Genomic DNA, 25,647 nt, shown 5'->3' with positions numbered 1-25,647 from the left:
GCTGGTTCCCTCCTGTGGATCAGCGATACCGCTGCACGTCCCGCAGGCTCACGGCCATCGGGACGAGCAGGATGAGGAAGAAGACGAGGCCGGCGACGAGGAAGAGCAGCACGTCGGCCAGGACCGGCGGCGCGCCGGCTAACAACGGGCGCGCCCCCGGATGGACGGCCAGGGCGAGCGCCTGCGCCGCGCACAGGTGCCTGACCTTGCCCTGGTTGGCCAGCAGGAAGGCCACGAAGTAGGCGGTCCCGACGACCACGTGCGCGGCAGCCATGACGACACTGGCGTCCGACAGCCGGCCGGTGGCGTGCAGGAACGCCAGCGGCAGCGCCGACAGCACGGACAGCGTGACCAGGCAGGCGAGCACGCCCTTGGCGAGCAGCCACCGGCCGTGCGAGGTGAACTCGGCCGGGTAGCTCACCCGCCGGATCGCCGCCCTGGCGTCGTCGTCGAAGACGTGCGCCCGGTACTCCAGCACGCCCATGCCGAGCACCAGCCCGGCGCCGGCGATGGCGATGTCGCTCCTGTCGAGCACGTACCTGGCCTCGGCCTGGAGCAGGAAGAGCGCGGTGAGCAGGCTGTAGAGGAAGGCGGGCGGCAGACCGCGCAGGTTGGCGCGCAGCAGCGTGCGCAGCGGCGGCTCGGCGGCGGGCTGTTCCCCCTTGTCCGGGGTGGCGAGGGTGAGCAGCATCGCGGCGCCGACGACGGCGGCGACGCAGATCACGCCGAGGCAGACGGTCAGCAGGCCGACGAAGCGGTCGGCGACGCCGATGTAGCCGATCCCGGCCAGCACGGCGGGCATCATCATCGCGGCGAGCCAGGCCTCGCGCCGGTAGAAGAGCAGGATCCCGGACGAGATCTGGAACGCGATCTGTGTGACGCAGAGCGCGACGAGCGCCACGGGCGCGCCCATGCCCAGGGCCAGCCCGGTGGCCGTCAGCGCCGCGCAGCCCACGCCGATCACCAGCCCGGTGCGGAGCACGCGCCCGGCCGAGCGCGGGCAGCCGCGTCCCATGAGGGTGTAGGCGATCTGGGCGGCGGAGCTGCCGAGCACCCAGCCGATCCCGGTGGTGAACACCAGCCCCGGCATCAGCCACTGGGTCCCGACCAGGCCGGAGGCGGCGGGCAGCAGCGCCGCGGGCAGCCCGTACAGCAGGCCGTGCAGGATCTGCGCGGTCGGCCTGGCCCGGCGCAGCGGCGCGTCGGGCACCGGCGGCACGGCTTTGGCCGCCACCCGCGAGAACGCGGTCTCGGCCAGCGAGAACACGTCGGTGTGCCCGTACCGCTCGCGGGCGATCTTGTCGTTGAGGCCCTCGCTCTCCAGGATGGCGGCCACCTGGAGCGGTTCCACGGCGCGGGCCAGGCTCGCGTCCATGGGCTCGATGAGGGCGTCGATCGGGTGCGCCTGTCCGTCGTCCCTGGCCGCCGTCACGGCCACAGCTCCGTGTAGACGGCGCGGTAGTCGTCCAGCGACTGCCGGAGCGTGAAACGTTCCAGGACGCGGTCACGGGCGATCGCGCCGAGGCGGCGGCGCAGCGGCGCGTCCTGGAGCAGCCGCACGGCGGCGTCGGCGGCGGCCACGTGGTCGCGCGGCGGCACGATCAGCCCGGCGTCGGCGACCGCCTCCGCGACGCCGCCGACGTTCGTGCACACCACGGTCCTGCCGCAGGCCATGGCCTCCACGACGGTGTAGGGGAAGCCCTCGGAGATGCTGGTCAGCGCGACGACGCTGCCCGCGTGGTAGGCGTCGACCGGGGTGGACACCCGGCCCTCGAACACCGCCGCGCCCTCCAGGTCCAGCTCGTCGATGAGCTCCAGGCAGCTCTGGTGGTAGCTCTCGTTGCCCGCGGGCACGCCGCCGAAGATGCGCAGCTTCGCCTTCGGGATCTTGTCGTGCACGATGGCGAACGCCCTGATCAGCGTGTGCAGGTCCTTCAGCGGGTCCACCCGGCCCATGAAGACCAGCGTCGGCTCGTCGGGCTCGGTCTCGGCGAGCGGGAAGTCGTCAGGGTCGACGCCGTTGTACATGACCCGGATCCGGTCAGGGTCGGCGCCGTTGTGGAGCTGCCAGCGCCGGTTGTACGAGGAGTGCGGCGCGATCCGGTCGGCCGCCACGTAGGCGGCGCCGGCCAGCCTGCGGAAGAAGCTCAGCAGCAGCACCCTGACCGCGTGCGAGACGGGCTCGTGGACGTACTGCAGGTAGCGTTCGCGCAGGTAGACGCCGTGTTCCGAGAGGACGACCGGGGTGCCGTGCTGCCACTTGGCGGTCATCGCGACGAGCATGCTGAGACCGTTCATGGCCACGTGGGTCAGGTCGGTGCGCAGCGGCGGCTCGGCCAGCGGGCGCAGCATGTGGCCCATCAGGTCGGCGGCCACGATCGCGTCGGCCAGGTTGATGCCGTCGGTCCTGTTCCAGTACCACGCGTCCATGAGCTGGCTGAGCGAGTCGTTGGCGACGAGCGCGCCGACCAGGTCGCCGCCGTCGTGCGCGTACCGGTAGAGCGACTCCAGCACGGACAGGAACTCCGCGCTGCCCGCGCCCATGACGGCGGGGGTGAGGACGATCTGCAGGAAACGCTCGTACGCCTCGGCGAACTCCCGCCCGGGCGGGCGGCCGGACCGCCGGTGGCCGCCCTTCCACAGCGGGAGGTTGATCACCTGCTCCAGGTTGGGCGGGAGATCCCACACCGGCCGCTCGGCGCCGTCCACGGTCATCGTGACGACGTCCCACCGGTAGTCCGGCATGCCCTTGATGAGCTGGTCCATCCACACGCTGACGCCGCCCATCGCGAACGGGTACGTGCCCTCGGACACGAGCGTCACTTTCACGGGCGCACGCTCGCGTTGACGGTGAGCGGGACGCCCGCGGCCAGGTCGAGGTGGGCGATCTTGTCGGTGCCGTACGTGGCCGCGCCGGCCGCGGCGGCGTTGGTGGCGAACACCTCGGCGTCGGCCGAGGCGGTGAACGTGATCGTCCCGGCTGTCCTGTCGTACACGGCGCGCACGTCCGCCAGGTCGTCGAAGTGGACGGTCCGGTCCTCGACGTAGCCGGCCAGCCCGCCCCAGTCGGGGGTGAGCAGCGGGACGCCGTAGTAGCTCTCGTACTTGGCCATCACGGCGTTCAGCCAGTCGAAGACCAGGTTCTTGTTGCCGCCGTAGTTGCGCAGGTTGCCCTGGTGGAACGTGTGCGTGTACACCGATCCCGACATGACGTGCTGCATGGCCACGTCGCTCTCGTGGTCGAGGACCTGGCTGTAGGTCTGGTCGACGGGCCAGTACGGGAACCTGCCGTTCGGGCCGTAGTAGGAGTTGTAGAACAGCGTCTGCTCGGCCGGCGTGGTCGTGTGGTACGCGATGTTCGTCGGCCAGTCGGGCACCACCATGACCGACGGCTTCAGCGGGTGGCGGATGCCGCAGTTGAAGCACGCGGGCCGGTGGCTGGCGAACGACATGTTGCCGTGGAGATACTTCACGCCCAGGTCGGCCGCGGCCTGCAGCAGGTTGGCGTTGGACGCGGCCAGGCCGTGGTCGGTGGGCGGGTCGATGTCGTTGTCCGGGTCCGGGTGGTAGACGCCCAGGCCCGAGTACTCGCCGGTCTTGAGCACGGTCGGGTCGACGGTGAAGCCGAGCGCGGAGCCGATGGTCAGGTTGTCCTCGATCTCGGCGTAGCTGGTCGCGTAGTCGGTGTCGTTCATCTTCGGGTGGCTGAACGTGTGGTTGATCCAGGTGAACGACGACGCGCGGCAGCGCGAGTACGCGGTCAGCCCGTCGGTGAGCAGCGGGGGCAGCAGGCACAGGGTGGGCACGTTCAGGCCGGCTCCGTCGCCGTTGTAGGCGATGTTGAGCTTGAAGCCGCCGGCCAGCGGGTGCGCGGTGCGGAAGGAGTTCTGCTGCTGGTACGTGCTGACGGCGTCGTTCCTGCTCATCCGGAAGCCGGGATCGGAGTCGACGGTGCCGTTGGCGAGCAGGTGGTCGGTGTAGCTGAACCAGTCGTCCACGTCGGCGTTCAGGTAGTGGCGCTGCTCGCCCAGGTACAGCCCTCTGGTCGCCCACCGGAACAGCCCGAAGGTGAGCAGGTCGGCCTGCGGCAGGTACTGGTTGGAGGTGAAGGTCAGCGCGGCCCGCTCGCGGCCGTCGGTCGAGGTGCTGCGCACGCCCAGCACGTCGGTTCCGCTGGTGATGAGCGGGTCGGCGGCGCAGCCGGCGGCGATCGTGCTGCGATAGAGGTACGACAGCGAGATCGGCACGTTCACGCCGCCGCGCAGGTAGTCGAACACGCCCGCGCCGGCCGGGGTCAGCGCGGTGCTGATCGGCGTGTCGCCGACGCCGCCCTCGCTGCCGGCCCGCAGGCAGTAGTCCTCAGGCCAGGTCCCGTACGCGGTGTAGAGCGACACCTGGCGGACGCCGTAGTCGCGCTCGTACGCCCATAGAGCGTTCCATTCGTCGGCGTCGAGACCGCTGAGATAGGAGCCGCCGTCCTCGTAGAGCAGGCTGTTGCTGGTGAGCAGGATCGCGTTGTAGCGGCCGGTGCCGTCGGCGGCGATCAGGTCGGCGAGCGGCTCGGTCCTGCTGTGGAGGACGTCGTAGGCGGCGCCCACCCGGTCCAGGGTGGCCTTCCAGGTGTCCTCGCCCCAGTCGTCGCCGTCCACGGCGATGACGAGGGCGCGCAACTCGACCTTGTCGGTGGCCGCGGCGGCGAGGGCCTCGGCCGTGGTGGCGGCGCGGGCGGACCGGTCGAGCTTCACTTTGCCCTGCTTTTTCGGCAAAGGGTCCGGTATTTCCACTTTGGGACGTTCCACTTCGCCGCGCAGCGGGGCGTGGCTGTGGGACCGGTCTTTGGGCGCGGATTCGGCCGGCTCTGAATGGGCTACGAATAGCCCCGAAACGAGCGTGACTACGCCGGCCAGCGCGAGCATTCTGCTGGAACGTACCAGATTTTTGTTCTTGGACAGCCGAAAAGAACCCACTCGTATCACCCGTCTAAGCCCTGGCCCCCGATAAGCCGTAGAAATGCCGAGCAATCCGTCGTCGGCAAGCCCCGAGTGTGCGGACGGCGGGTTTCACTCGGGTTTCAAGGAGGTTTCCCGCAAAACAGGCAAGGTGACGGCAAGTGTTGGCTCTATAACTGAGGGATCGGGAACGGCACGGGAAGGGGAGCCCATGCAGTTCGGAATTCTGGGTGCGCTGGAGGTGGTCTCGCAAGGCCAGCGCTTACCCGTGCGCTCCGCCAAGCAGCGCACGCTCCTGGCCCTGCTGCTCTGCCATCGGGGCCGGGTGGTGCGCAGCGACGCGCTGATCGACGCGCTCTGGGGCGGGGAGGCCGCGGACGCCGGGCATCGGCGGCTGCGCCTGCAGCTCTTCCGGCTCAGGCGGACTCTCGGGCCGGAGGCGGAGATCGTCCACGACTCGGCCGGTTACCTGCTGCGGGTGCCACCGGGCGCGGTGGACGCGTGGCGCTTCGAGGAGCTGGTCAAGGAGGGGCGGCAGGCGTTCAAGAGCGGCGACGTGGGCAAGGGCGGCGAGCTGCTGCGGGCGGCGCTGGGGCTGTGGCGCGGGCAGGCGCTGTCGGGGCTGGACGACCTGCCGCTCCTGCACGCCCAGGCCACCCGGCTGGAGGAGGAGCGGCTGGCCGCGCTCGCCGACCGCGTGGACGCCGACCTGCGGCTGCACCGGCACGCCGACCTCGTCGGGGAGCTCACCGGGCTGGTCCGTGAACATCCGCTGCGCGAACGGTTCCGCGGTCAGCTGATGCTCGCCCTGTACCGGGCTGGGCGGCAGGCGGAGGCGCTGGAGGTCTACCGCGACGGGTGGCACATCCTCACCAACGACCTCGGCCTGGAACCGTCGCCCGAACTGCGCCGGCTGGAGGCGGCGATCCTCACCAGCGACGCCTCCCTGACCCTCACCCGCGCCGACCACCACCACCGGCCCACCCGCCGCCCCACCTCAGGCTGCCCCCACTGCGCCCGCCGCCCCCGCTGACCTACCACAAGGGGGAAACCCCCGGTACGGCGCTTCCCCCACAGCCACCTCCTCTGGATCCGGCACGGTACGGCGCTTCCACCACAGCCGCCTCCTCCGGATCCAGCGAGGCGTGACGTGAGCGGGATACCGGTGCAACGCCCCACAACCGCCCCCGCTCGCGCTCCCCTCACCGAGCGTGGGCTTCCGCCGTACCCCTCAGTCGCTCACACCGCAACAGCGAGCCCCGCCGTGTCCACGCGAGCTCCACACAGTGACCCCCACCGGAGCGGTCCAGGGGGATCTGGCGCGAGCCCTCCGCAATCGCATCCTCCGGGGTCGGGTGGGATCTTGCGCGAACCGCCGCAACCGCCTCCGCCGGAGCGGTGAGGCGAGGTGGGGCGGGGCGGGGCACGAAATGGTGCCACCCGCGCGAACTCCCCCACGGTAACCCGCCGGAGCTGTCCGGGGGATGGGATCTGGCGCGAGCCGCCGCAACCACCTCAGCCAGAGCAGCGGGACGCGCGCGGGATCCAACGCGAGCAGCCTCAACCGCCTCCGCCGGAGCGGTGAGGCGAGGTGGGGCGGGGCGGGGGCGCGAAATGGGTGCCATCCGGCGCGAACTCCCCCATGGTCACCCGCCAGGGCGGTGCGGTGGAGCGTGGGTGAGATCGCGTGGGCTTCACCACAACCGCCTCCGCTGGAGCGGTGGGAGGCGGGAGGTGCGCGGGGTCCAAGGCGAGCCCTCAACCACCTCCAACGGAACGGCGTGGGGGAGATTTCGCGCGAGCTCCCCACGGACGCCTCAGCCGGAGCAGCGGGGCGAGGAGTCCGGCGCGAGCCGCCGCAACCACCTCCACCGGAGCAGCGGGGTGGGATGGAAATGGGCGCCATCCGGCGCGAACTCCCGCACGGCGAGCCGCTGGTGAGGTGCGGTGGGGCCTGGGTGCCATCCGGCGCGAACTCCCGCATGGCGAGCCGCTGGTGAGGTGCGGTGGGGCCTTGGTGCAATCTGGCGCGAGCCCTCCGCAATCGCATCCTCCGGGGTGGGGTGGGATCTGGTGTGGGGGGTGGGTCTCGGGTGAGGATGCCGGGGTGAAGGTGTGGTGGGGGGTTGGCGCGGTGGGGGTTGTCGCGCTGGTGGTGATCGTCGTGGTGCTGGCGGGTGGGCAGGGGCGGGAGAAGCCGCTGGAGGGGGCGGGGGTGAGCGACGGAGCGGTGGTGACGGAGGGGGAGACCGGGGCTGGGCGGTGGGTGCCGGAAGGATTTCCGGATGCGGGTAGTACCGGGGTGCCGGTGGGGACGGAGCTTGTGGTGGTGGCTGGGGATCGGACGTTTGCTGTCGATGGGGAGGTGGTGGAGGGCAGGGAGTTCCATGGGTTCGTGACGGTGACCGGGCGGGGTGTCACGTTCAGGAAGTGCCGGTTTCTCGGGGGGAAGGCCGACAGGGTGCGGCCGCTGCTCGACACCGAGCATGCTCGGGACACGGTGATCGAGGACTCGGAGTTCCGGGCGGCCTACCCGTCGCCGTCGGTCGACGGCATCTGGGCCGCGCACACCAGCATCCTCAGGTCGGAGTTCACCGGCACCGTGGACGGGATCAAGGCGCACACGGGCACCCTCGTCCGCGACTCCTACATCCACGACCTGAGCTGGTTCCCCGAGGACCCAGACCAGGGCGGCGGCCCGACCCACAACGACGGCGTCCAGGCGTTCGCCGACCAGACCGGCGTCACGCTGGAGCACAACACGATCGACCTGTCCACCACCCGCGACCCCAACGCCGCCGTCCAGTCCTCGGCCGACGACCTGCGCGTGGAGGACAACTACCTGGACGGCGGCGCGTGCGTGGTGAACATCGACCACACGCCGCTCGGCCGCCCGCTGCGCGGCCAGCACGTCACCGGCAACCGGTTCGGCCGGGCGTCCGCGTACGACTGCCCGATCCTGCTCAGCACCAAGTCAGAGCTGGCGGACGGCGGCGGCAACGTGTGGCACGACACCGGCGGGCCGATCCCCGAACCCGAACGGCACGACTAGGAGGCGCACATGTGGGAAGGCACGCCGGCGCTGGTGACGGGCGCGACGGGGTTCATCGGCGCGCACCTGGTCAGGCGGCTGGCGGGGCTGGGGGCGCGGGTGCACGCGGTCAGCCGCCGCCCGCCGGACGTCTCCGGGCACGGCGAGCGCTGGCACGCCGCCGACCTGGGCGACCCGGCCGCCACCGCGAAGCTGGTCGCGGAGACCGCCCCCGAGGTGGTCTTCCACCTGGCCAGCGAGGTGACCGGGGTGCGGGAGCCGGGCGTCGTGGCGCCCACGCTCGCGGCCAACCTCACCGCCGCGGTCAACCTGCTCACCGCCGTCACCGGCTCCCCCGTACGCAGCGTGGTGCTCGCCGGGTCGGTGGAGGAGCCGCGCGACGGCCTCGCGCCCGGCTCGCCGTACGCCGCCGCCAAGGCGGCGGCCACCGGCTACGCCCGCATGTTCCACGCGCTCTGGCAGGTGCCGGTGTCGGTGCTGCGGGTGGCGATGGTGTACGGGCCGGGCCAGCGGGAGACGTCCAGGCTGATCCCGTACGCGACGCTGGAGCTGCTGCGTGGCCGCGACCCGGAGCTGACCTCGGGCACCAGGATGGTGACCTGGGTGTACGTGGAGGACGTGGTGGACGCGTTCGTGCTGGCCGGGGCGGGCGGGGCGGCCGGCGAGGTGCTCGACGTCGGCACGGCCGAGCCGGTCTCCATCCGCGACACCGTGGAGCTGCTCGCCCGGGTGGTGGGCGGCGCGGCGCGGCCCCGGTTCGGCGCGGTCGCGGCCCGGCCGCTGGACCGGACGCAGCGCTCCGACCCGGGCCCGGCGGAGCGGGTGCTGGGCTGGCGACCGGCCACGGAGCTGGAGGAAGGACTGCGCCGTACCGTCGCTTGGTACGCAGAAAGTCTGTAACGTCGCATCTCGGACGCCGATATCCCTCCTGGCGACTACTGACGCAGGGGGCGGGATGCGTGCGGTGACCAACCTGACCGTGCACGGCATCGGCCGCACCACCCGCGAGCTGGACCCGGGCGAGGGAGACACCTGGGTGAGCGTGGCCCAGTTCGAGCAGGTGGTGGACGCCGTGGCGGGCCGGCCCGACGTGCGGCTCACGTTCGACGACGGGAACCTGTCGGACGTGGAGATCGCGTTACCCAGGCTGGTCGAGCGGGGGTTGAAGGCCGAGTTCTTCGTGCTGGCCGGGCTGCTCGGCGAGCCGGGCCGGATCGACTCCGACGGGGTGCGCGAGCTGCTCGGCGCGGGCATGCGCATCGGCTCGCACGGCTGGGCGCACCGCGACTGGCGCACCCTGGGCACGCGGGAGGCGGCCGAGGAGCTGTCGGCCGCGCACCACCTGCTCGGGCAGCTCGTCGGCGAGCCGGTGTCGCGGGTGGCGATCCCGTTCGGCTCCTACGACCGGCTGGTGCTGAACCGGCTCAGGCGCATGGGCGTGACCCGCGCGTACACCAGTGACGGCGGACGCGCCCGGCCGGGATCCTGGCTGCAGCCGCGCACCAGCCTCCGCCACGACCTGGACCGCGGCTGGATCGCGCGGGTGCTGGGCGGCCCGTCGCTCCCCCGCCGGGCGGCCAAGCTCGCCACGCGGCTCTACAAGCGGATGCGCTGATGGGCCGGGTCGCCGTGGTGATCGTCACCTACAACAGCGAAGGCGTGCTCGGCGGCTGCCTGGACTCGCTCGCCGCCGGGGCCGAGGGCGTGGAGCTCGTGGACGTGGTGGTGGCGGACAACGCCTCGAAGGACGGCTCCGTCGCGGTCGCCGAGCGGGCCGGGCCGCCGGTCAGGGTGGTGCGGACCGGCAGGAACGCGGGCTACGCGGCGGCGGTCAACGCCGGGATCGCGGCGCTCGACCTGGACGCGGTCGACGGCGTGTACGTGCTCAACCCCGACTGCCGGCTGCGGCCCGGGGCCGTCGCGCCGCTGCTGGCGTGCCTGCGCGAGCCGGGCCGGGGCATCGCGGTGCCGTACATGGTCAATCCGGACGGCTCGCTCCAGCCGTCGCTGCGCAGGCGGCCGACCGTGGGGCGGGCGCTGGTGGAGGCGGTGATCGGCGGCAGCCTGGCGGGCCGCGTCGGGCGGCTGGGCGAGCTGGTGACGGACCCACGCGACTACGCGCGGCCGGGGGCGTACGCCTGGGCGACGGGGGCGGCCATGCTGATCTCGCCCCGGGTGATCCGCGAGGCGGGGCCCTGGGACGAGTCGTTCCTGCTCTACAGCGAGGAGACGGACTTCTGCCTGCGCGCCGCCGACCTGGGCTGGACCACCTGGTACGAGCCCGCGTCGGTGATCGAGCACATCGGCGGCGACTCGGGGATCGACCCCACGCTGGCCGCCCTGCTGGTGGTCAACAAGGTGCGCCTGTACCGGCGACGGCACGGGCCGCTGGCCGGGCTGGCCTACTACCTGGCGGTGCTGGGCGGCGAGTCCGTGCGCGCGCTCGCGGGCCGGCGCACCTCGCGCGCCTCCGTCGCGGCCCTGGTGCGGCCGTCGCGCCGGATGACGGCGCTGCCGCAATGAGCCGCGCTCCGGCCATGCGGACCGTGCCGTTCGACGGGCTCTCCGCCGCCGAGCTCGACGCCTGGCACACGCTGCGGGCCGCCAACCCCGCGCTGGACAGCCCGTACTTCCATCCCGGCTTCGCCGCCGCCGTGCACGCGAGCGGGCGGCCCGTGCACGTGGCCGTGAGCACGGGCGACGGCGGGATCGACGCGCTGGTGCCGCACCACCGCGACGGGCGGGTGCTGCGGCCGGCCGGCTGGCCGGGCGCGGACTTCCAGGGGCCGGTGCTCGCCGCCGGGACGCCGTTCCGGCCGCTCGGGCTGCTCTCCAGGGGGACCGGCGCGTACGTGTTCGACCACCTGGTGGAGGCGGCTCCCGGGTTCGGGCCGTGGGTGCTGGGGCGCAGGCCGTCGCCGTACCTGGACGTCACCGGCGGGCTGCCCGGCTACCTGGGGCGGGCCTCGCGCAGCGGCAGGGACAACATGAACCAGGCGCGTCGCCGGGCCGCGAAGGCCGAGCGCGAGCACGGCACCGTGAAGTTCGAGGCCGACTCGCGGGACCGGGACGCGCTCGCGCTGGTGATCGCGCTCAAGCGGGCGCAGTACGCGGCCACCGGCGCGGCCGACTACTTCGCCGAGCCGGACCGGGTGCGGCTGCTGGAGAGCCTGCTGGGCGCCCGCGACGGGTCGTTCGGCGGGGTGCTGTCGACGCTGCACGCCGGGCCCCGGCTGGTGGCCGCGCACTTCGGGCTGCGCGCGGGCGGGGTGCTGCACTGGTGGTTCCCGGTGTACGACCCGGAGTTCGCCCGGCTGTCACCCGGCTGGATGCTGCTGCGCGAGCTGGTCGCCGCCGCGCCCACGCTCGGCGTGGACCGGATCGACCTCGGCCGGGGTGAGGACGAGTACAAGCGCCGGGCCAAGACCGGCGAGACCTGGGTGTGCCAGGGGTTGGTGACGCGGAATCCGGCGCGGCGGGCCGCGGCGGTGGCGATGACCCGGGCACGGGCGATGGTGAGATCTGTCCGAACTCGGACACATCCGTAACGTTCCAACGGACATCCCCGACATATCCGGTGGAGGCGGGGAAGATCGCGAACGTCCTCTGCACGGTCCAGCACGCTCTTCAGGCGGGGGAAGCCATGCGGATCAGCGTCTTCGGGCTCGGCTACGTGGGGTGCGTGTCGGCGGCGTGCCTGGCCTCGATGGGCCACGAGGTCGTGGGCGTGGACGTCAACCCCGCCAAGATCGAGCTGGTCAACGGCGGCCGGGCGCCGATCGTCGAGGAACGCATCGGCGAGCTGGTCGAGCGGGCGGTTCGGGAGGGCAGGCTGCGCGCCACCTCGGACGCCGCCGCGGCGGTCGCGTCCAGCGACCTCTCCCTCGTCTGCGTCGGCACCCCGTCCGCGCCGAACGGCAGCCTGTCGACCGCCTACCTGGAGCGGGTCGCCGAGCAGATCGGCCGGGCGCTGCGACCCGGGCACGTCGTGGTCTTCCGCAGCACCATGCTGCCGGGAACCTGCGCCGAGCTGCTGATCCCGATCCTGGAGCTGTCCTCCGGGCTACGGGCGGGCGCGGACTTCGGGGTGGCGGTCAACCCGGAGTTCCTGCGCGAGGGGACGAGCGTGCGCGACTTCTTCGCGCCGCCGAAGACGGTGATCGGGGAGTCGGATCCGGCCAGCGGGGACGTGGTGGCCGGGCTGTACGAGGGGCTGCCGGGCGAGGTGTTCAGGGTGCCGATCCCGGTGGCCGAGATGACGAAATATGCGGACAACGCCTTTCATGCCGTCAAGATCGGCTTCGCCAACGAGCTGGGCGCGGTCTGCCAGGCCCTCGGCGTGGACTCGTACCAGGTCATGGACGTGTTCCTGGCCGACAGGAAGCTCAACATCAGCCCGGCCTACCTGCGGCCCGGGTTCGCGTTCGGCGGCTCCTGCCTGCCCAAGGACCTGCGCGGCCTGGTGTACGCGGCGCGCAAGGCGGACGTGTCGGTGCCGCTGCTGTCGCACGTGCTGCCCGCCAACGAGGCGCACCTGCGGCGGGCCTTCGACCTGGTCACCGCGCCGGGGCTGCGCAAGGTCGGGCTGTTCGGGCTGTCGTTCAAGCCGGGCACCGACGACCTGCGCGAGAGCCCGCTGGTGGAGCTGGCGGAACGGCTCCTCGGCAAGGGCTACGACCTGCGCATCTACGACGCCAACGTGTCGATGTCGCGGCTGATGGGGGCCAACCGCGAGTACATCGCCGAACGGCTGCCGCACCTGGGCGACCTGCTCGCCGACTCGGTGGCCGAGGTGCTGGACCACGCGGAGGTGTGCGTGATCGGCAGCACGGATCCGGCCGTGCTGGACGGGCTCGACGGCTTCCGCGGCAAGGTGATCGACCTCGTGCGCGTGCCGGGAGCCGCGACACATCGGGACAGAAGGGATTACGTGGGCATTGGCTGGTAGAGCGCTCATCCTCGTCGAGAACCTCTCCGTCCCGCTCGACCGCCGCGTCTGGCAGGAGAGCGTCGCGCTGCGCGAGGCGGGCTGGGAGGTGCACGTCATCTGCCCGATGGGCGCCAAGCAGGACCGCGAGGCCGAGGCGATGATCGACGGCGTGCGCATCCACCGCTACCCGCTGCGCGCCGCCACCGGCGGACCCGTCGGCTACCTGCGCGAGTACGGGTCGGCGCTGTGGCACACCTTCCGCATCGCCCGCCGGCTCGGGCGCTTCGACGTGGTGCACGGGTGCAACCCGCCCGACCTGTTCTTCCTGGTGGCGCTGGCCATGCGGGGCAAGGGCACCCGGTTCATCTTCGACCAGCACGACCTGGTGCCCGAGCTGTACCTGTCGCGCTTCGGCCGGGGGCGCGACCTGCTGTACCGGGCCGTGTGCCTGCTGGAGCGGCGCACGTACCGGGCCGCGCACGTGGTGATCGCCACCAACGAGAGCTACCGGCAGGTGGCGCTGTCGCGTGGCGGCAAGCTGCCCGGCGAGGTGTTCGTGGTGCGCAGCGCGCCCGTCGTGGAGCGGTTCCACCAGGTGCCTGCCGAGCCCGGGCTGCGGCGCGGCAAGCCGCACCTGCTGTGCTACCTCGGCGTGATGGGGCCGCAGGACGGGGTCGACTACGCGCTGCGCAGTCTGGCGCGGCTGCGTGACGAGCACGGGCGGACCGACTGGCACGCGGTGTTCGTCGGCGGCGGCGACACCTTCGACGCGATGGTGGCGCTCTCCCGCGAGCTGGGGCTGGGCGAGACCGTCGAGTTCACCGGGCGGATCCCGGACCCGGACCTGATGCGTTACCTGTCGACGGCCGACGTGTGCCTGTCGCCTGACCCGTTGAATCCGCTCAACGACGTCTCCACCATGAACAAGGTCATGGAGTACATGGCGATGGCCCGGCCGATCGTCTCCTTCGAGCTGCGGGAGGCGCGGGTGTCGGCGGGCGAGGCGGCCCTGTACGCGCCGGCCAACGACGAGTCGGAGTTCGCCAAGCTCATCGCACGGCTGCTGGACGACCCTTCCGAACGACGCCGCATGGGCGAGATCGGCAGGGAGCGCGTGGCGGGGCCGCTGTCGTGGACCCACTCCAAGAAGGCCCTCCTCGCGGCCTACGAAGCCGCCACGGACTCCCGGTGACCCCTGCCGTGCTACGCGGGTTGTCCGCTTCGGGTGCCGGTGTCCGTACCCCAGGTCGTCTTCCCGCCTCTCAGGAGGGTGAGGGCGCGGTCGGCGGCGAGGACCGCCAGGTAGCAGGCGGCGTCGAGGACGCTCACCTCGCGGGCGGCGAGGAGGTCGCGCAGGGCTCCGGCGCGCAGCGAGCGGCCCGGCAGGCCGAGGCCGGCGAGCTGCCGGTTGCCCTGCCTGACCCGCACCCGGCGGGCCAGGTGGGCGCGGACCGTGCGGGCGGGCCGGACGACCGACCTGGCCTCGGTCACCACGACGCGCTCGTCGCCGGTGAAGGAGCCGTCCACGTAGCCGTCGTCGGAGATCACGTCGGGCAGCGGGAACACCCGCCGGTGTCCCTCCTCGGTCAGCACGTAGACCCCCACCCCGGCCAGCGCCCGGGACGGCGCGATCAGCCGGTCGTGCACCCGGTGCACCCGCCGGACGACCCGCCCCGTCCCCGCCAGGTCCCACTCGGGCACCGGCGCGCAGGCCAGCACCCCCCGCCGGGACGCCGCCTCGGCCAGCGCGCGCACCGACTTCGCGTCCAGCCGCACGTCCGCGTCCAGGTAGACGCGCGGGAAGGCGCGGCAGGCGGCGTCACCCAGGCGCAGCGCCTCCACCTTGCCCGGTCGCGAGGTCTCCAGCACCCGCACGCCCGGCCGGGCGGCGGCCCGCGCGGTGCCGTCCGTGCAGGCGTTGGCCACCACGATCACGTCGAACTCGCCGGGCCCGGTCCCCGTCAGCAACGTGTCCAGGTTCGCCGCGATCACGCCTGCCTCGTCGTGGGCCGGGATCACCACGCTGACCGTCGGCTTCATCACACCGCCTTTCGGAAGGAGACAGCTTGAGAGTGGAATCGGGCGAGATCGACGGGGTTCTGCTGTTCAGGCCGGTGCCGCACCGGGACCGGCGCGGCCTGTTCACCCGGACGTTCGACGCCGCCGTGGCCGCCGAGGCGGGGCTGAAGCCGGAGACGTTCATCCAGGACAGCCAGTCGAGGTCGGTCCGCGGCACCGTCAGAGGGCTGCACGGGCGCGGTGGGCAGGGTGAGGCCAAGCTGGTGCGCTGCGCCCGGGGCGCGATCCACGACGTGCTGGTGGACGCCCGGCCCGGCTCGCCGACCTTCGGCAGGCGGATGGCGGTGCGGCTGGACGACGAGGACTTCACCGTCCTGTACGTGCCGCCCGGGCTGCTGCACGGCTTCCAGGCGCTGACGGAACCCGCCGACACCTGCTACCGCATCGACCGCGAGCACGACCCCGCGGAGGATCTCGCGGTCCGGTACGACGATCCGGATCTCAAGATAGCGTGGCCCCTGCCGGTGACCGAAGTGAGCGACCGCGACCTGCGCGCGGGCTCCTGGGCCGACCTGTCGCGCCGGCTCGGCGGCTGAGAGGTGATGCCCGTGAGCGCCCACCCCACCACACCGGTTCCGGGCCGTGCGGCCGTCGTGGTCATCTCGATGGTGGTGCTGCTGACGGCATGTCAGGCGGAGCCGCGGCCGACGGTCGCGCCGCCGGCGCCCAGTCCGTCGGCGTCGATCGTCAGGCCCGACGGCAGTTCCTGCCCCGACCATCCCACTCCGGCCTGTACGGGGGCGCCGAAGGGTGTCCGGCTGACCGAGGTCCCGCTCAACACCGAGGACGTCGCGTACAAGGTCCAGACACCGGGGGCCGTGCTCGACGGCGTGCACATCCGCGGCCCCCTGCTCGTCCACGCCGACGACGTCACCATCAAGAACAGCGTCATCGACGGGCACGTCACCAACGCCGACGGCGACCGTTCGTTCCGGTTCACGATCACGGACACCACCGTCGGCACCACGAGGACCTGCGGCCCGCTGCCCGCGATCGGCCACGACAAGTACACCGCCACCCGCGTGCTCGTCCAGGGCCACAGCGACGGCTTCCGCGTCTCCGGTGACGCCGTGGACATCCGCGACTCGTACGTGAAACTCTGCTCGAACCCCGGCGACCACTCCGACGGCATCCAGGCCTACAACGGCGGCAAGGGCCTGACCTTCCACCACAACACCGTCGACCAGCGCGAGGCCGAGCACATCACCGCGCCGATCTTCCTGGTGGACGAGAAGTCCGAGGACGTCGTGGTCACCGGCAACCTGGTGATGGGCGGCACGTTCAGCATCCAGGTGCGCAACGCGCGCGGCAAGCAGGTCGTGCGCGGCAACAAGCTCGTCGACAAGTCGTGGGTGTACGGCCCGGTCGACTCCGAGTGCGGCCGTGCCGACTGGGCCGGGAACGAACTGGTGACCATCGACGCGAACTATCGGGTCACCTCGATCGTCGGCCCGCTGGCCTGCGAGGGCGCGAGCTGATCGGCGCGTACCGCGCGCAGCAGCGCGCCCGCCGCGCCGACCAGGAGGAACGAGATCCCCGTCACGGTGTGGAACGACAGCAGGTCGAACGTGAACGACCCGGCCAGCGGCACCACCAGGCAGGCGGCGACCGTGAGCCCGAGGTCGCGGGTGACGGGGTCGGCGCTGAGGAAACGCGACCGCAGCGCCGCGTAGCACGCGACCAGGAACAGCCCGGCGAACGCCGCCGTGCCGATCAGCCCGGTCTCCACCATGGACAGGATGTACTGGTTGTCGAAGATCTGGTGCTTGGGCGCATACCAGGTGCCCAGCCCGCGGCCGAGCCAGAAGTGGCGGCTGATCTGCTGCGCGGCGACCGCGTAGTCGTGCGTGCGGTACTGGATGCTCTCGTCGTTGCCGAGGTCGGTGAACAGGCCGACGAACGTGCCCAGCAGCCCCGGCACGGCTATGCGGACCGCCACCAGGAACCCGGCCGCAGCCACCAGCGCCTGGAGCCGCCGCCTGACCGGCCAGCCCGCGAACAGCACCGCGCCCACCACGGCCAGGCTGAGCATCGCCGAGCGGGACACCGAGAACATCAGTCCGCACCCGATCAGCAGCGCGCACACCCACCAGCGCAGCGACGGCTCCCGGAGCGCCCGCGCCCGCACGCCGTAGTGCACGGCCAGCGGCAGCAGCATCGCGCAGGTGACGCCGAACTCGATCGGATGCCCGGTGGTGGCGGCCACCCGCCGCAGGTCGGCCCGCTCCAGCACGAACGCGTCGCCCTCGGTCGTGTAGCGCAGGATCGGCAGCTCCATGAACCGGGTCAGGTCGACCGAGAACAGGAACTGGAGCGCGCCGATCACCGCGATCACCGCGCCGGCCACGACGAGCGTCTTCAGCACGAAGTCCAGCCGCCGCAGCCCGCGCACCCCGTCACAGACGGTCAACGCCAGCCCGACGATCGCCACCACGAGCACGAACGAGTGGTCGGCCAGGTTGAGCTCGTCCGACTCCATCGGGCCGGCCGTGGCGAAGCCGTACGTGGCGAGCATGGCGGTGAAGTAGGCGAACAGCGCGGTACGTACCGGATTACGCCCCTTGGCCGCCCCTAACGCGAGCGTGAGCTGCGCGCACAGCCACAGCAGCGCGGCGACCAGGCTGACCACGTTCGCGGGCGTGAGCGACAACGGCAGGTACTTCAGCACCAGCCGCGCGGGCACCACGAGCAGCACGAAGGCGAACACCGCCGCCACCGTCGCCCCATCCGCCCGGGGCGGTGGCTCCGTCACGGTCCTGCCTTCTCGGCGCCGACCAGTTCCCTCTCCTCGGGCTGCGGACCGGGGCGGCGGCGGCGGAGCGGGGCCGCCAGGCTCTCCGCCGCGAAGGCCGCCGTCAGGGCGGCGATCACGCCGAGGCCGAGGGCCGCCGCCGCCGAGCGGAGCTTCCTGCCCTGCTGGGGCGCGGGCGTGGTCGGCGGCACCGCCTCGCTGATCGTGATGTACGTCTCCGGCGGCGCGTGCACCTGCCGCTGCCGCACGTCGAGCTCCTGCCTGACCCGCTCGATCACCTGCCGGACGATGGCCGCGGACGCCTCCGGCGTGCGACTCTCCCCCTCGACGAACACCAGCGGCCCGGTCGCCAGCGACTCCAGGTTGTTGGTGCCGTTGGTGACCGCGTACTCGGTGTCGCCCTCGGCCGTGCCCATGTCGGCCACCATGTCCGGCGTGCTCATGACACTGATCAGCATCGAGGCGGCCACGTCCAGCCCGTGGTCGAAGTTGAGCAGCGGGTTGACCTGGGGCACGGGCTGGCCGGGGTCGGGTGGCAGGATCCCGCCGGTGGTCGGCGCGGTCAGCACCAGCACGGCGGTGGTGGTGTAGGTGACCGGGATCGTGCTGTAGGCATAGAAGGCGCCGCCGAGGGCCAGCAGAAAGGCCGGCAGGGCCACGTACCAGCGTCTGATCAGGACGAGGATGGTCCCCCAGAAGTCCACACGCCCTCCCGTACGAGTGCCGCCCCATGGATGTCGGGCGCACAGGGGTGGAGCGTTACACCAGCATCTGTCCTGTTACTGGGTGTTATGTGCCAACCCTGGACACCGGTTCACCGCCCACCCTGTGGGTCTTGCTTGACGAGATGGCGCTTCGACGACCAATAGGGACGCCCAGGTCATGTCCGTACAGCTTGACCATCTTGTTGCCGCCGCCAACCGCCCGTACGTGACCGTGCAAGTCGTACCGTGAGAAACTCCAAGGCACCCGGGTTGCCTTTGGCCGAACGCCTCACCCAGCTCACCGAGTTGCCGGCGAGAGCCACCGCGATCTGGTGGCTCTGACCCGTCACCCGTCGAGCATGTTAGGGCTTACCGGGGCGAGTCTTTTGGATGGCGTACTGGGCTCGAGCCGCGCGCAAGAGCAGAAGGAACCTCGTTGGCGCGAGGACGTAACTGTGCTTGTTCAAAGAGCCGTTGGAGTGGGCCGCGATGAAGCCCTTGTCTCGCGTCACGCAGTAGACCGCGCAGAGCGGGTCATCGCCGGCGAGCCACTTGCATGCGCCGTAGACTAGCCTCGGGCTTTCACGAGGAATTTGAGCCGGGCTGATCGTTTACATAAGAAAAGTGCCTTTGAGCTGGGAGGATGGGGCTTGTCTAGAGTCCTGTCCACGCCAGATCAGAAGGCACTTTCCACGTGAAGACTATCGCGTCCCAGCGCAAGATCGAGGCGTCCGCGGACGGTTCGGGGCTCGTCTCCCACACAGGCGCCCTGCTACTGCTCCACACCCTGCGCGTCACCGGCCTGGACCGGGCGTTATCCACCCAACTGCAGCGCTGGCGGCCGGCCCGGGCCGTGCACGACCCCGGCAAGGTCATCGCCGACCTGGCCCTCGCCCTGGCTCTCGGCGGTGACTGCCTGGCCGACATCGCGCTGCTGCGCTCCCAGCCCGACCTGTTCGGCCCCGTCGCCTCCGACCCGACCGTCTCCCGGCTGATCGACCGGCTGGCCGCCGAACCGGCGCGAGCATTAAAAGCCATCCGAACCGCCCGCGCCCAAGCACGCCAGCGAGCCTGGCATCTGACCGGCCAGCACGCACCCGGAGCCGACGGCGAGCTGATCCCTCTCGACATCGACGCCACCATCGTCATCGCCCACTCCGACAAACAGCAGGCAGCCCCGACCTGGAAGAAGACCTTCGGCTTCCACCCGATGACGGTCTTCGCCGACCACGGCCAAGACGGCTCCGGCGAGCCACTGGCCCTGCTCCTGCGACCTGGAAACGCCGGGTCCAACACCGCCGCCGACCACATCGACGCCACCCGGCTCGCCCTGGCCCAGCTACCCCGCCAGCGCCGCCGCCAGGTACTGATCCGCACCGACTCCGGCGGCGGCACCCATGAGTTCCTGGCCTGGCTGACCCGGCCCGGACGGTGGCTGTCGTACTCGATCGGGTTCACCCTCACCGACGACATCCAGGCCGCGATCCTGCGCCTGCCCAGCAGCGGATGGACGCCTGCCTACGACGCCGACGGCCAGATCCGGCCCGGCGCCTGGGTGGCCGAGCTGACCGGCCTGCTGGACCTGACCGGCTGGCCCAAAGGCATGCGCGTCATCGCCCGCAAAGAACGGCCCCATCCCGGCGCGCAGCTGCGCTTCACCGACCTCGACGGGCACCGCTTCACCTGTTTCGTCACCAACACCCGCCGCGGCCAGCTCGCCGACCTTGAACTCCGCCACCGCCGCAGGGCCCGCTGCGAGGACCGCATCCGAACCGCCAAGGACACCGGCCTGGCCAACCTGCCCCTGCACGACTTCACCCAGAACCAGATCTGGTGCGAACTCGTCGCCCTGGCCTGCGAACTCCTCGCATGGATGCAGATGCTCGCCCTGCACGACACCGAAGCCCGCCGCTACGAACCCAAACGTCTGCGGCTCCGCCTGTTCGCCGTCGCCGGACGGCTGGTGCGCGGAAGCCGACGCCTGCGCCTACGCCTGGCCGCGCGATGGCCCTGGGCCTGCACGCTCCTGACCGCTCTGGCCCGGCTCCAAGCACTGCCGGCACCGACCTGACCAGCGCCGGAACCACCCTAACGAACCAGGAAGGACACCCATCGGGCACGTGGAACCCCGCCCACCCGGCGCGTCAACCGGGCTCCTCACGCTGACCTCAGCGTGAAATCAACCCTCAGCCGAACCGCTTACCCGACCATACGAAGATCGTGAAAGATCGAGGCTAATACTGACGCGTGCGCCCTCGGGCGATCCAATTGTCCGGCGGATGACGACCAGGCCAGCCGCCGAGCACAGTTCGTACAGCGTGGACATGCAGTCGCACGTGTAGTCCCGGACTCTGAGGGATTCGCACCGAGGCGCCGTCTCGACATCTCCGAAGTGCAGCTCGAACGCGAAATCGAGGTCTCACGCCCGACGATCCGTCAGGCTATTGCCCACCTGAGAGACGACCTCAAGCTGATCGAAACCATCCCGGGCCGAGGCTCCTTCGTACGAGAAGACGAGCCGAAGGCGCCAGAGCCACGAGGCGGCTGACCGCTGGAGCTACCTCCAGCCGAATATCACTCGGAACGCGCCTTAATTACCGGCCAGGGGCGTCCGATATCGCTTTGTGATCCATCTCACAGCGCGCGTATACCGTATCCATGACATCTCGCTTGACCAGCGAGTGTCGCCATCGTTGACGTCAGGACCTGACTGAGGGTGTCGGGTAAGCGACGCTCCCGTCGTTGACCGATCTTCGCTGGACGATCACATTCCTAGTGATCGTCTTACTCCTGCTTTATGGCGCATGAAAGGCCCCTTCGTCGGGGTCTGCGTCAGCGTGCCCTTCGAAGGGATCCGACATGCGCGGACGGTTCGTAGCGCTGCTCATTGGTCTGGCCTGCTTGATGCTGATCTCCAGCATCGGCGTGCCGGACGTGCTGATCCCGCAGGCAGCCGCAGCCGAACCTGACCCCGAACAGTCGGTCCGGGGACGTGACGTACCCGGCAAGAAGGTGGCCCAGGGCGCTGAGGAGTCCGTGCCCGAGGTGAGGCGTGAAAAGCCGGTCTGGCCGCAGGCGGGCACGGCCGAGGTGGACCTAGCCGAAGCCGGGGAGGTGGCGGCGGCCGAGAAGCTGCCGGTGCGGCTCGGCCAGGTCAAGGGAGCCGGGCCGGACCGGGTCAAGGTTGAGACGCTGGCACCGGAAACGGTCCGCGAATTGGGCGGCGTCGGCGTGGCCGCCCGGATCGTCCGCGCTGACGGGGAGAAGGCGGCGGGCAAGGTTCGTGCGGAGTTCTCCTACGCCGCCTTCCGTGACGCCTTCGGCGGCAACTTCGCCAGCCGCCTCCAGCTGGTCCGGCTGCCGGTGTGCGTGCTGCAGGAGCCGCGGCCGCGCTCGTGCGTGACCCGGCCGCAGGTAGTGCATGCGGTCAACGACGTCCAGACCGGCACTCTCACCGCCGAAATCGACGTCACATCCGCAGACGCGGCCCCCGCTGCCGCCGAACCTGTGACGGGCAAGGATAAGCAGGCGCTTGCCAAGGCCAGGACCGCGGCGTTGGAGGCGCAGTTGGCCGCCGGGTCGGTGTATCTGCTGGCGGCCGGGCTGACCGGCCCGGACGGCAACTGGGGCGCCACCGATCTGAAGCCGGCGGGCACCTGGCAGGCCGGCACCTCCGGCGGCGGGTTCGACTACGACGTGCCGCTCCCCGAGGCGCCCTCCCCGGCCGGGAACGGGCCGGATCTGTCGCTGCAGTACGACGCCTCGTCGGTGGACGGGCAGGGCCGCTGGACCAACAACCAGTCCGGCGTCGTCGGCGTCGGCTGGGACCTGAACGCCGGATTCATCGAGCGCCGCTACCGCCGCTGTTATGTGGACAACTGGTTCGACGACAACTCCGGCGAGCTGATCTGGTGGGCCGAGGAGCTCGGGATCGGCGGCGGGGCGCTGTGCTGGGAGTCACCCGACCAGAATGACGGGGACCCGGCCACCAACGACCAGACCCAGTCAGAGCTGGTGCTCTCGGCCGGAGGCCGCTCGGCCTCGATCGTGCAGGACCGCGACACCGGCGCGTGGAAGACGGTGCCGGACTTCGGCTGGAAGGTCGAGCAGGTCGCCGGCGGCGCGGACGGGCAGCCGTACTGGAAGATCATCGACCAGGACGGGCAGGTGTGGCGGTTCGGCCACAACCGCGACGCCCAGTGGCAGACCCCGTACATCGGCAACGAGCACGACCCGTACGTGGTGGCGGACGAGCCGTGCTACGAGCGCTACTACTACGACGAGATCCCGCCCACCTGCACCGGCGTGTGGCGGTGGAACCTGGACCAGGAGATCGACCGCAACGAGAACGTCATCGACTACTCCTACACCCGCGAGACCAACTACTTCTGCCTGCCCTCCTGCGGGCACGAGACCTACCGGGTGCTGCCGTATGACCGGGGCGGGTTCCTGTCGCAGGTGGTGTGGGGGCACAACACGCAGGTGGCCGGCAGCCAGCCGACCGCCCGCACGGTGTTCACCACGGCGGCGCGCGACGGTGAGGACGTGCCCACCGACCTGCACTGCGACAACCCCGCCACCTGTACCAACGACGCGATCGCGTTCTACTCCACCCGCAAGCTCACCACGGTGCAGACCGAGTCGCGCAACCCGAGCACCGGCGAGTGGGACCCGGTGGACCGGCTCGACCTCACCCACGAGTGGATCTACCAGCGCACCGACTTCGCCTGGGCTTATGACCAGGTGATGTGGCTGGACACCGTGCAGCAGACCGGCATGGCCACCGAGCCCGAGGTGATGCTGCCGCCGCTGGACTTCGACGCGGTGATGCTGGCCGGGAAGATGGACTACGACAACTGGTCGGACTGGACCGACTTCCTGTCCTGGCGGATGGTGCCGCGCATCGCCGCCATCGGCAACGGCATGGGCGGCCGCATTGAGGTCACCTACGGCCAGGCCGACCCGTGCGGAGGCGGCAAGGGCCGCGTCGGCGGCAACTACCTGACCGACAAGGTCGGCGACTGCTACCAGGTCGACATGGGCAGCGACCCCGACCAGGGCTACGAGACGTGGAGCCGGTTCTTCAAACAGCTGGCCACCAAGGTGGTCGAGCGCGACATGGTGGCCGGCTCGCCGGACGTGGTCCACCAGTACGAGTTCCTCGGCGGGCCCCGCTGGATCGACCCGGACCAGTTCGCCGAGCCCGGCCAGGCGCCGGACAAGTCCGAATGGCGCGGCTACGGCCAGGTGCGCACCATCACCGGCTCGGGCAGCGACCCGGCCGGCTACACGGTCGACACCCGTACCTTCCTGGGCGGCACCGGGCAGAGCGTCACCGACTTCGACGGCAACACCATCACCGACGCCCCGCTGCTGCAGGGCCAGGTGCTGCAGGAGCAGTCGTGGACGATGACCGCGCTCAGCCCGCGCGCCTACACCGAGGTCGACTCCACCCGCTACGAGTACACGATCACCTCCACCGGCACGGGCACCGGGGAGCGGCAGATCGCGCTGGTGCTGGCGACCCGCGAACGCTCCCGGGAGAAGCTGAGCAACGGCAATTGGCGCTACACCGACGAGCGCACCGCCTACAACAATGACGGCCTGCCGATCCGGGTCAACGACTACGGCCAGGAAGGCGTGGCCGCCGACAACACCTGCACCTCCACCACCTACGCCCGCAACACCGACGCCGGGCAGTGGATGACCGCCTTCCCCTCCGTGGTGGAGGAACGCGCCGGAGACAGCTGCACCAGCGGCACACTGATCGGCAAGAACATCACCCTGTACGACGCGGGCACCAACCCGGCCACCAACAAGCCCAGCGACGGCAACCCGACCGAGGTCCGCGCCTACGCCGACGCCACCACCATCTCCACCGGCAAGGCGACCTTCGACGACTACGGCCGGCCGCTGACCGCCACCGACCCGCTCAACAAGACCACCACGACCACCTACAGCCCGGCCGTCGGCTGGCCCGCCACCGGCGTCACCACCACCAACCCGCTCGGCCATACGGTGACCGCGCGCCTGTCGCACACGCTGGGCGAGCCGGTACGGGTGACCGACGCCAACGGCAAGATCACCGAGATCGACTACGACGGGCTCGGCCGTACCACCGCGCTGTGGAAGCCGGGCCAGCCACGCAGCGGCGGCACACCGTCGGCGACCGTCGCCTACGACATCCCGTTCGACGGCTGGCTCGGCCAACCGGACGAGCCGATCAAGACCACCGTCCGGGAGCTGCTGACCGGCACCACCTACACCACCACCCACAGCTACGACGACGGGCTCGGCCGCAACCGCGAAGCCCAGACCGCCTCCCCTGCCGGCGGCCGGATCGTCACCGCCACCACCTATGACGCCCGCGGCCTGACCGCGGCGGTTTCCGAGCCCGTGCACAACGCCGACGACGCGGGCAGTGGATTACTCAATGCGGCGCTGACCGACCTGCCGCAGTGGACCAAGACCGTCTACGACGGCCAGGAACGCCCCACCGCATCGATCGCCTACCACCTGGGCACTGAACTGCGCCGCACCACCACCGCCTACCCGGGCAGCGAACGAACCGAGGTCACCCCGCCGTTCGGCGGCAAGACCGCCACCGTCACCGACGTGTTCGGCCGCGCCGTCAAGGTCGAGGAATGGCCGAACGCCAGCCAGCATGCCGACACCGGCTACGGCTACGACCTGCGCGGCAACCTGACCACGATGACGGACGCCAATGGCAACGTCCGCACCTACACCTATGACTGGCTGGACCGCCGCACTGCCGCCGACGACCCCGACGCCGGCACCTCCAGCTACGGCTTCGACCTGGCCGGCCGGCAGATCTGGAGCGTCGACGGCAACGGCCAGAAGATCTCCAACAGTTACGACGACCTGGGCCGGCGCACCAGCCAGTGGGCCGGCGAGACGGGCACCGGCACCAAGCTTGCCGAATGGAGCTACGACACCGTCGCCAAGGGCCAGCCCACCGCCGCCACCCGCATAACGGCAGGCCATGCCTACACCCAGGCGGTCACCGGCTACGACAGCGACTACCGGCCCACCGCCAGCACCGTCACCGTCCCGGCCGTCGAGGGCGCGCTGGCCGGCACGTACAGCTTCACCAGCAGCTACGACGCGGCCGGGAACCTGCGCACTCAGGGCTTACCCGCCGCCGGAGGGCTGGCCGCCGA

The 25,647-nt window shown here is 71.1% G+C and carries 19 protein-coding genes; 13 read left to right on the top strand and 6 right to left on the bottom strand.

The annotated features are described in order from the left end of the window. Nucleotides 1-19: 19 nt before the first annotated feature. From ACIBF7_RS40640 to ACIBF7_RS40630, 3 genes are read right to left on the bottom strand one after another with little or no spacing between them, the layout of a single operon-like run. A complete protein-coding gene (locus ACIBF7_RS40640) occupies nt 20-1,432 on the bottom strand; it encodes a hypothetical protein (protein ID WP_364232697.1) in 1,413 nt (470 codons plus the stop codon). Next, nucleotides 1,429-2,829, bottom strand: a complete 1,401-nt coding sequence (gene pelF / locus ACIBF7_RS40635) for a GT4 family glycosyltransferase PelF (RefSeq protein ID WP_271279888.1) — start codon at nt 2,827-2,829, stop codon at nt 1,429-1,431. Before pelF ends, ACIBF7_RS40640 begins: the two co-directional genes overlap by 4 nt. Then, a complete protein-coding gene (locus tag ACIBF7_RS40630) occupies nt 2,826-4,745 on the bottom strand; it encodes a hypothetical protein (protein WP_271279889.1) in 1,920 nt (639 codons plus the stop codon). The genes pelF and ACIBF7_RS40630 overlap by 4 nt, the downstream gene beginning before the upstream one ends. 415 nt (nt 4,746-5,160) lie before the next feature. Between ACIBF7_RS40630 and ACIBF7_RS40625 the strand changes: the two genes are divergently transcribed. The 8 genes from ACIBF7_RS40625 (at nt 5,161) to ACIBF7_RS40590 (ending at nt 14,123) form a co-directional block, all read left to right on the top strand. After that, on the top strand, nt 5,161-5,982 hold the full coding sequence (locus tag ACIBF7_RS40625; protein ID WP_187281598.1) for an AfsR/SARP family transcriptional regulator: 822 nt from the start codon (nt 5,161-5,163) through the stop codon (nt 5,980-5,982). Between the two features lie 1,101 nt (nt 5,983-7,083). Next, nucleotides 7,084-8,001, top strand: coding sequence for a hypothetical protein (locus ACIBF7_RS40620; protein WP_397199511.1), 918 nt, complete (start codon nt 7,084-7,086; stop codon nt 7,999-8,001). A 9-nt stretch (nt 8,002-8,010) separates the two neighbouring features. Continuing rightward, nucleotides 8,011-8,901 carry an NAD-dependent epimerase/dehydratase family protein gene (locus ACIBF7_RS40615; protein ID WP_364232691.1) on the top strand — a complete coding sequence of 297 codons (891 nt, stop codon included), beginning with the start codon at nt 8,011-8,013 and terminating at the stop codon, nt 8,899-8,901. A 55-nt stretch (nt 8,902-8,956) separates the two neighbouring features. Then, complete coding sequence (locus tag ACIBF7_RS40610; RefSeq protein WP_364232688.1) at nt 8,957-9,616, top strand: polysaccharide deacetylase family protein; 660 nt, start codon at nt 8,957-8,959, stop codon at nt 9,614-9,616. Next, nucleotides 9,616-10,524: a glycosyltransferase family 2 protein gene (locus tag ACIBF7_RS40605; protein ID WP_397199510.1), complete on the top strand. Its 909-nt coding sequence runs from the start codon at nt 9,616-9,618 to the stop codon at nt 10,522-10,524. The genes ACIBF7_RS40610 and ACIBF7_RS40605 overlap by 1 nt, the downstream gene beginning before the upstream one ends. Continuing rightward, nucleotides 10,521-11,549 carry a GNAT family N-acetyltransferase gene (locus ACIBF7_RS40600; RefSeq protein WP_397199509.1) on the top strand — a complete coding sequence of 343 codons (1,029 nt, stop codon included), beginning with the start codon at nt 10,521-10,523 and terminating at the stop codon, nt 11,547-11,549. The genes ACIBF7_RS40605 and ACIBF7_RS40600 overlap by 4 nt, the downstream gene beginning before the upstream one ends. Nucleotides 11,550-11,644: 95 nt before the next feature. Continuing rightward, nucleotides 11,645-12,949, top strand: coding sequence for a nucleotide sugar dehydrogenase (locus ACIBF7_RS40595; protein WP_397199508.1), 1,305 nt, complete (start codon nt 11,645-11,647; stop codon nt 12,947-12,949). Continuing rightward, nucleotides 12,939-14,123 carry a glycosyltransferase family 4 protein gene (locus tag ACIBF7_RS40590; RefSeq protein WP_364232681.1) on the top strand — a complete coding sequence of 395 codons (1,185 nt, stop codon included), beginning with the start codon at nt 12,939-12,941 and terminating at the stop codon, nt 14,121-14,123. The genes ACIBF7_RS40595 and ACIBF7_RS40590 overlap by 11 nt, the downstream gene beginning before the upstream one ends. Before the next feature lie 11 nt (nt 14,124-14,134). Here the strand turns inward: ACIBF7_RS40590 and ACIBF7_RS40585 are convergent, their stop codons facing one another. After that, nucleotides 14,135-14,971, bottom strand: a complete 837-nt coding sequence (locus ACIBF7_RS40585) for a glycosyltransferase (protein WP_364232679.1) — start codon at nt 14,969-14,971, stop codon at nt 14,135-14,137. A 32-nt stretch (nt 14,972-15,003) separates the two neighbouring features. Here ACIBF7_RS40585 and ACIBF7_RS40580 point away from each other — a divergent pair, with 32 nt between their 5' ends. Continuing rightward, nucleotides 15,004-15,546, top strand: coding sequence for a dTDP-4-dehydrorhamnose 3,5-epimerase family protein (locus ACIBF7_RS40580; protein ID WP_261809117.1), 543 nt, complete (start codon nt 15,004-15,006; stop codon nt 15,544-15,546). 12 nt (nt 15,547-15,558) lie between these two features. Further along, a complete protein-coding gene (locus ACIBF7_RS40575) occupies nt 15,559-16,488 on the top strand; it encodes a hypothetical protein (RefSeq protein ID WP_364232677.1) in 930 nt (309 codons plus the stop codon). On the opposite strand, the gene ACIBF7_RS40570 is transcribed toward ACIBF7_RS40575, so the two are convergent. Further along, a complete protein-coding gene (locus tag ACIBF7_RS40570) occupies nt 16,437-17,762 on the bottom strand; it encodes an O-antigen ligase family protein (protein ID WP_364232676.1) in 1,326 nt (441 codons plus the stop codon). The genes ACIBF7_RS40575 and ACIBF7_RS40570 overlap by 52 nt on opposite strands. Further along, nucleotides 17,759-18,466 (bottom strand): hypothetical protein, encoded by a 708-nt coding sequence (locus ACIBF7_RS40565; RefSeq protein ID WP_364232674.1) that lies wholly within the window; start codon nt 18,464-18,466, stop codon nt 17,759-17,761. The genes ACIBF7_RS40570 and ACIBF7_RS40565 overlap by 4 nt, the downstream gene beginning before the upstream one ends. Nucleotides 18,467-18,644: 178 nt before the next feature. Between ACIBF7_RS40565 and ACIBF7_RS40560 the strand changes: the two genes are divergently transcribed. The 3 genes from ACIBF7_RS40560 to ACIBF7_RS40550 form a co-directional block, all read left to right on the top strand. After that, the gene (locus ACIBF7_RS40560) at nt 18,645-18,716 is read left to right on the top strand and encodes a hypothetical protein (RefSeq protein ID WP_397199586.1); all 72 of its coding nucleotides are present in this window, start codon (nt 18,645-18,647) and stop codon (nt 18,714-18,716) included. Between the two features lie 444 nt (nt 18,717-19,160). After that, entirely contained in the window at nt 19,161-20,537 is a 1,377-nt protein-coding gene (locus ACIBF7_RS40555; RefSeq protein ID WP_271280554.1) for an IS1380 family transposase, read from the top strand. A gap of 788 nt (nt 20,538-21,325) precedes the next feature. Continuing rightward, the coding region (locus ACIBF7_RS40550) for a hypothetical protein (RefSeq protein WP_397199507.1) at nt 21,326-25,647 on the top strand (4,322 nt) is incomplete at its 3' end.

This window comes from Nonomuraea sp. NPDC050478 (assembly GCF_044458265.1).
GTDB lineage: Bacteria > Actinomycetota > Actinomycetes > Streptosporangiales > Streptosporangiaceae > Nonomuraea > Nonomuraea ferruginea.
Note: the sequence above shows the minus strand (reverse complement) of the source record. Positions and strands in the feature narration are given on the sequence as shown.

What these genes read in the sequence shown, in the direction of transcription:
- ACIBF7_RS40600 (WP_397199509.1), top strand. Translation starts at nt 10,521, where the DNA reads ATGAGCCGCGCTCCGGCCATGCGGACCGTGCCGTTCGACGGGCTCTCC.
- ACIBF7_RS40595 (WP_397199508.1), top strand. Translation starts at nt 11,645, where the DNA reads ATGCGGATCAGCGTCTTCGGGCTCGGCTACGTGGGGTGCGTGTCGGCG.
- ACIBF7_RS40625 (WP_187281598.1), top strand. Translation starts at nt 5,161, where the DNA reads ATGCAGTTCGGAATTCTGGGTGCGCTGGAGGTGGTCTCGCAAGGCCAG.
- ACIBF7_RS40585 (WP_364232679.1), bottom strand. Translation starts at nt 14,971, where the DNA reads ATGAAGCCGACGGTCAGCGTGGTGATCCCGGCCCACGACGAGGCAGGC.
- ACIBF7_RS40605 (WP_397199510.1), top strand. Translation starts at nt 9,616, where the DNA reads ATGGGCCGGGTCGCCGTGGTGATCGTCACCTACAACAGCGAAGGCGTG.
- ACIBF7_RS40615 (WP_364232691.1), top strand. Translation starts at nt 8,011, where the DNA reads ATGTGGGAAGGCACGCCGGCGCTGGTGACGGGCGCGACGGGGTTCATC.
- ACIBF7_RS40610 (WP_364232688.1), top strand. Translation starts at nt 8,957, where the DNA reads ATGCGTGCGGTGACCAACCTGACCGTGCACGGCATCGGCCGCACCACC.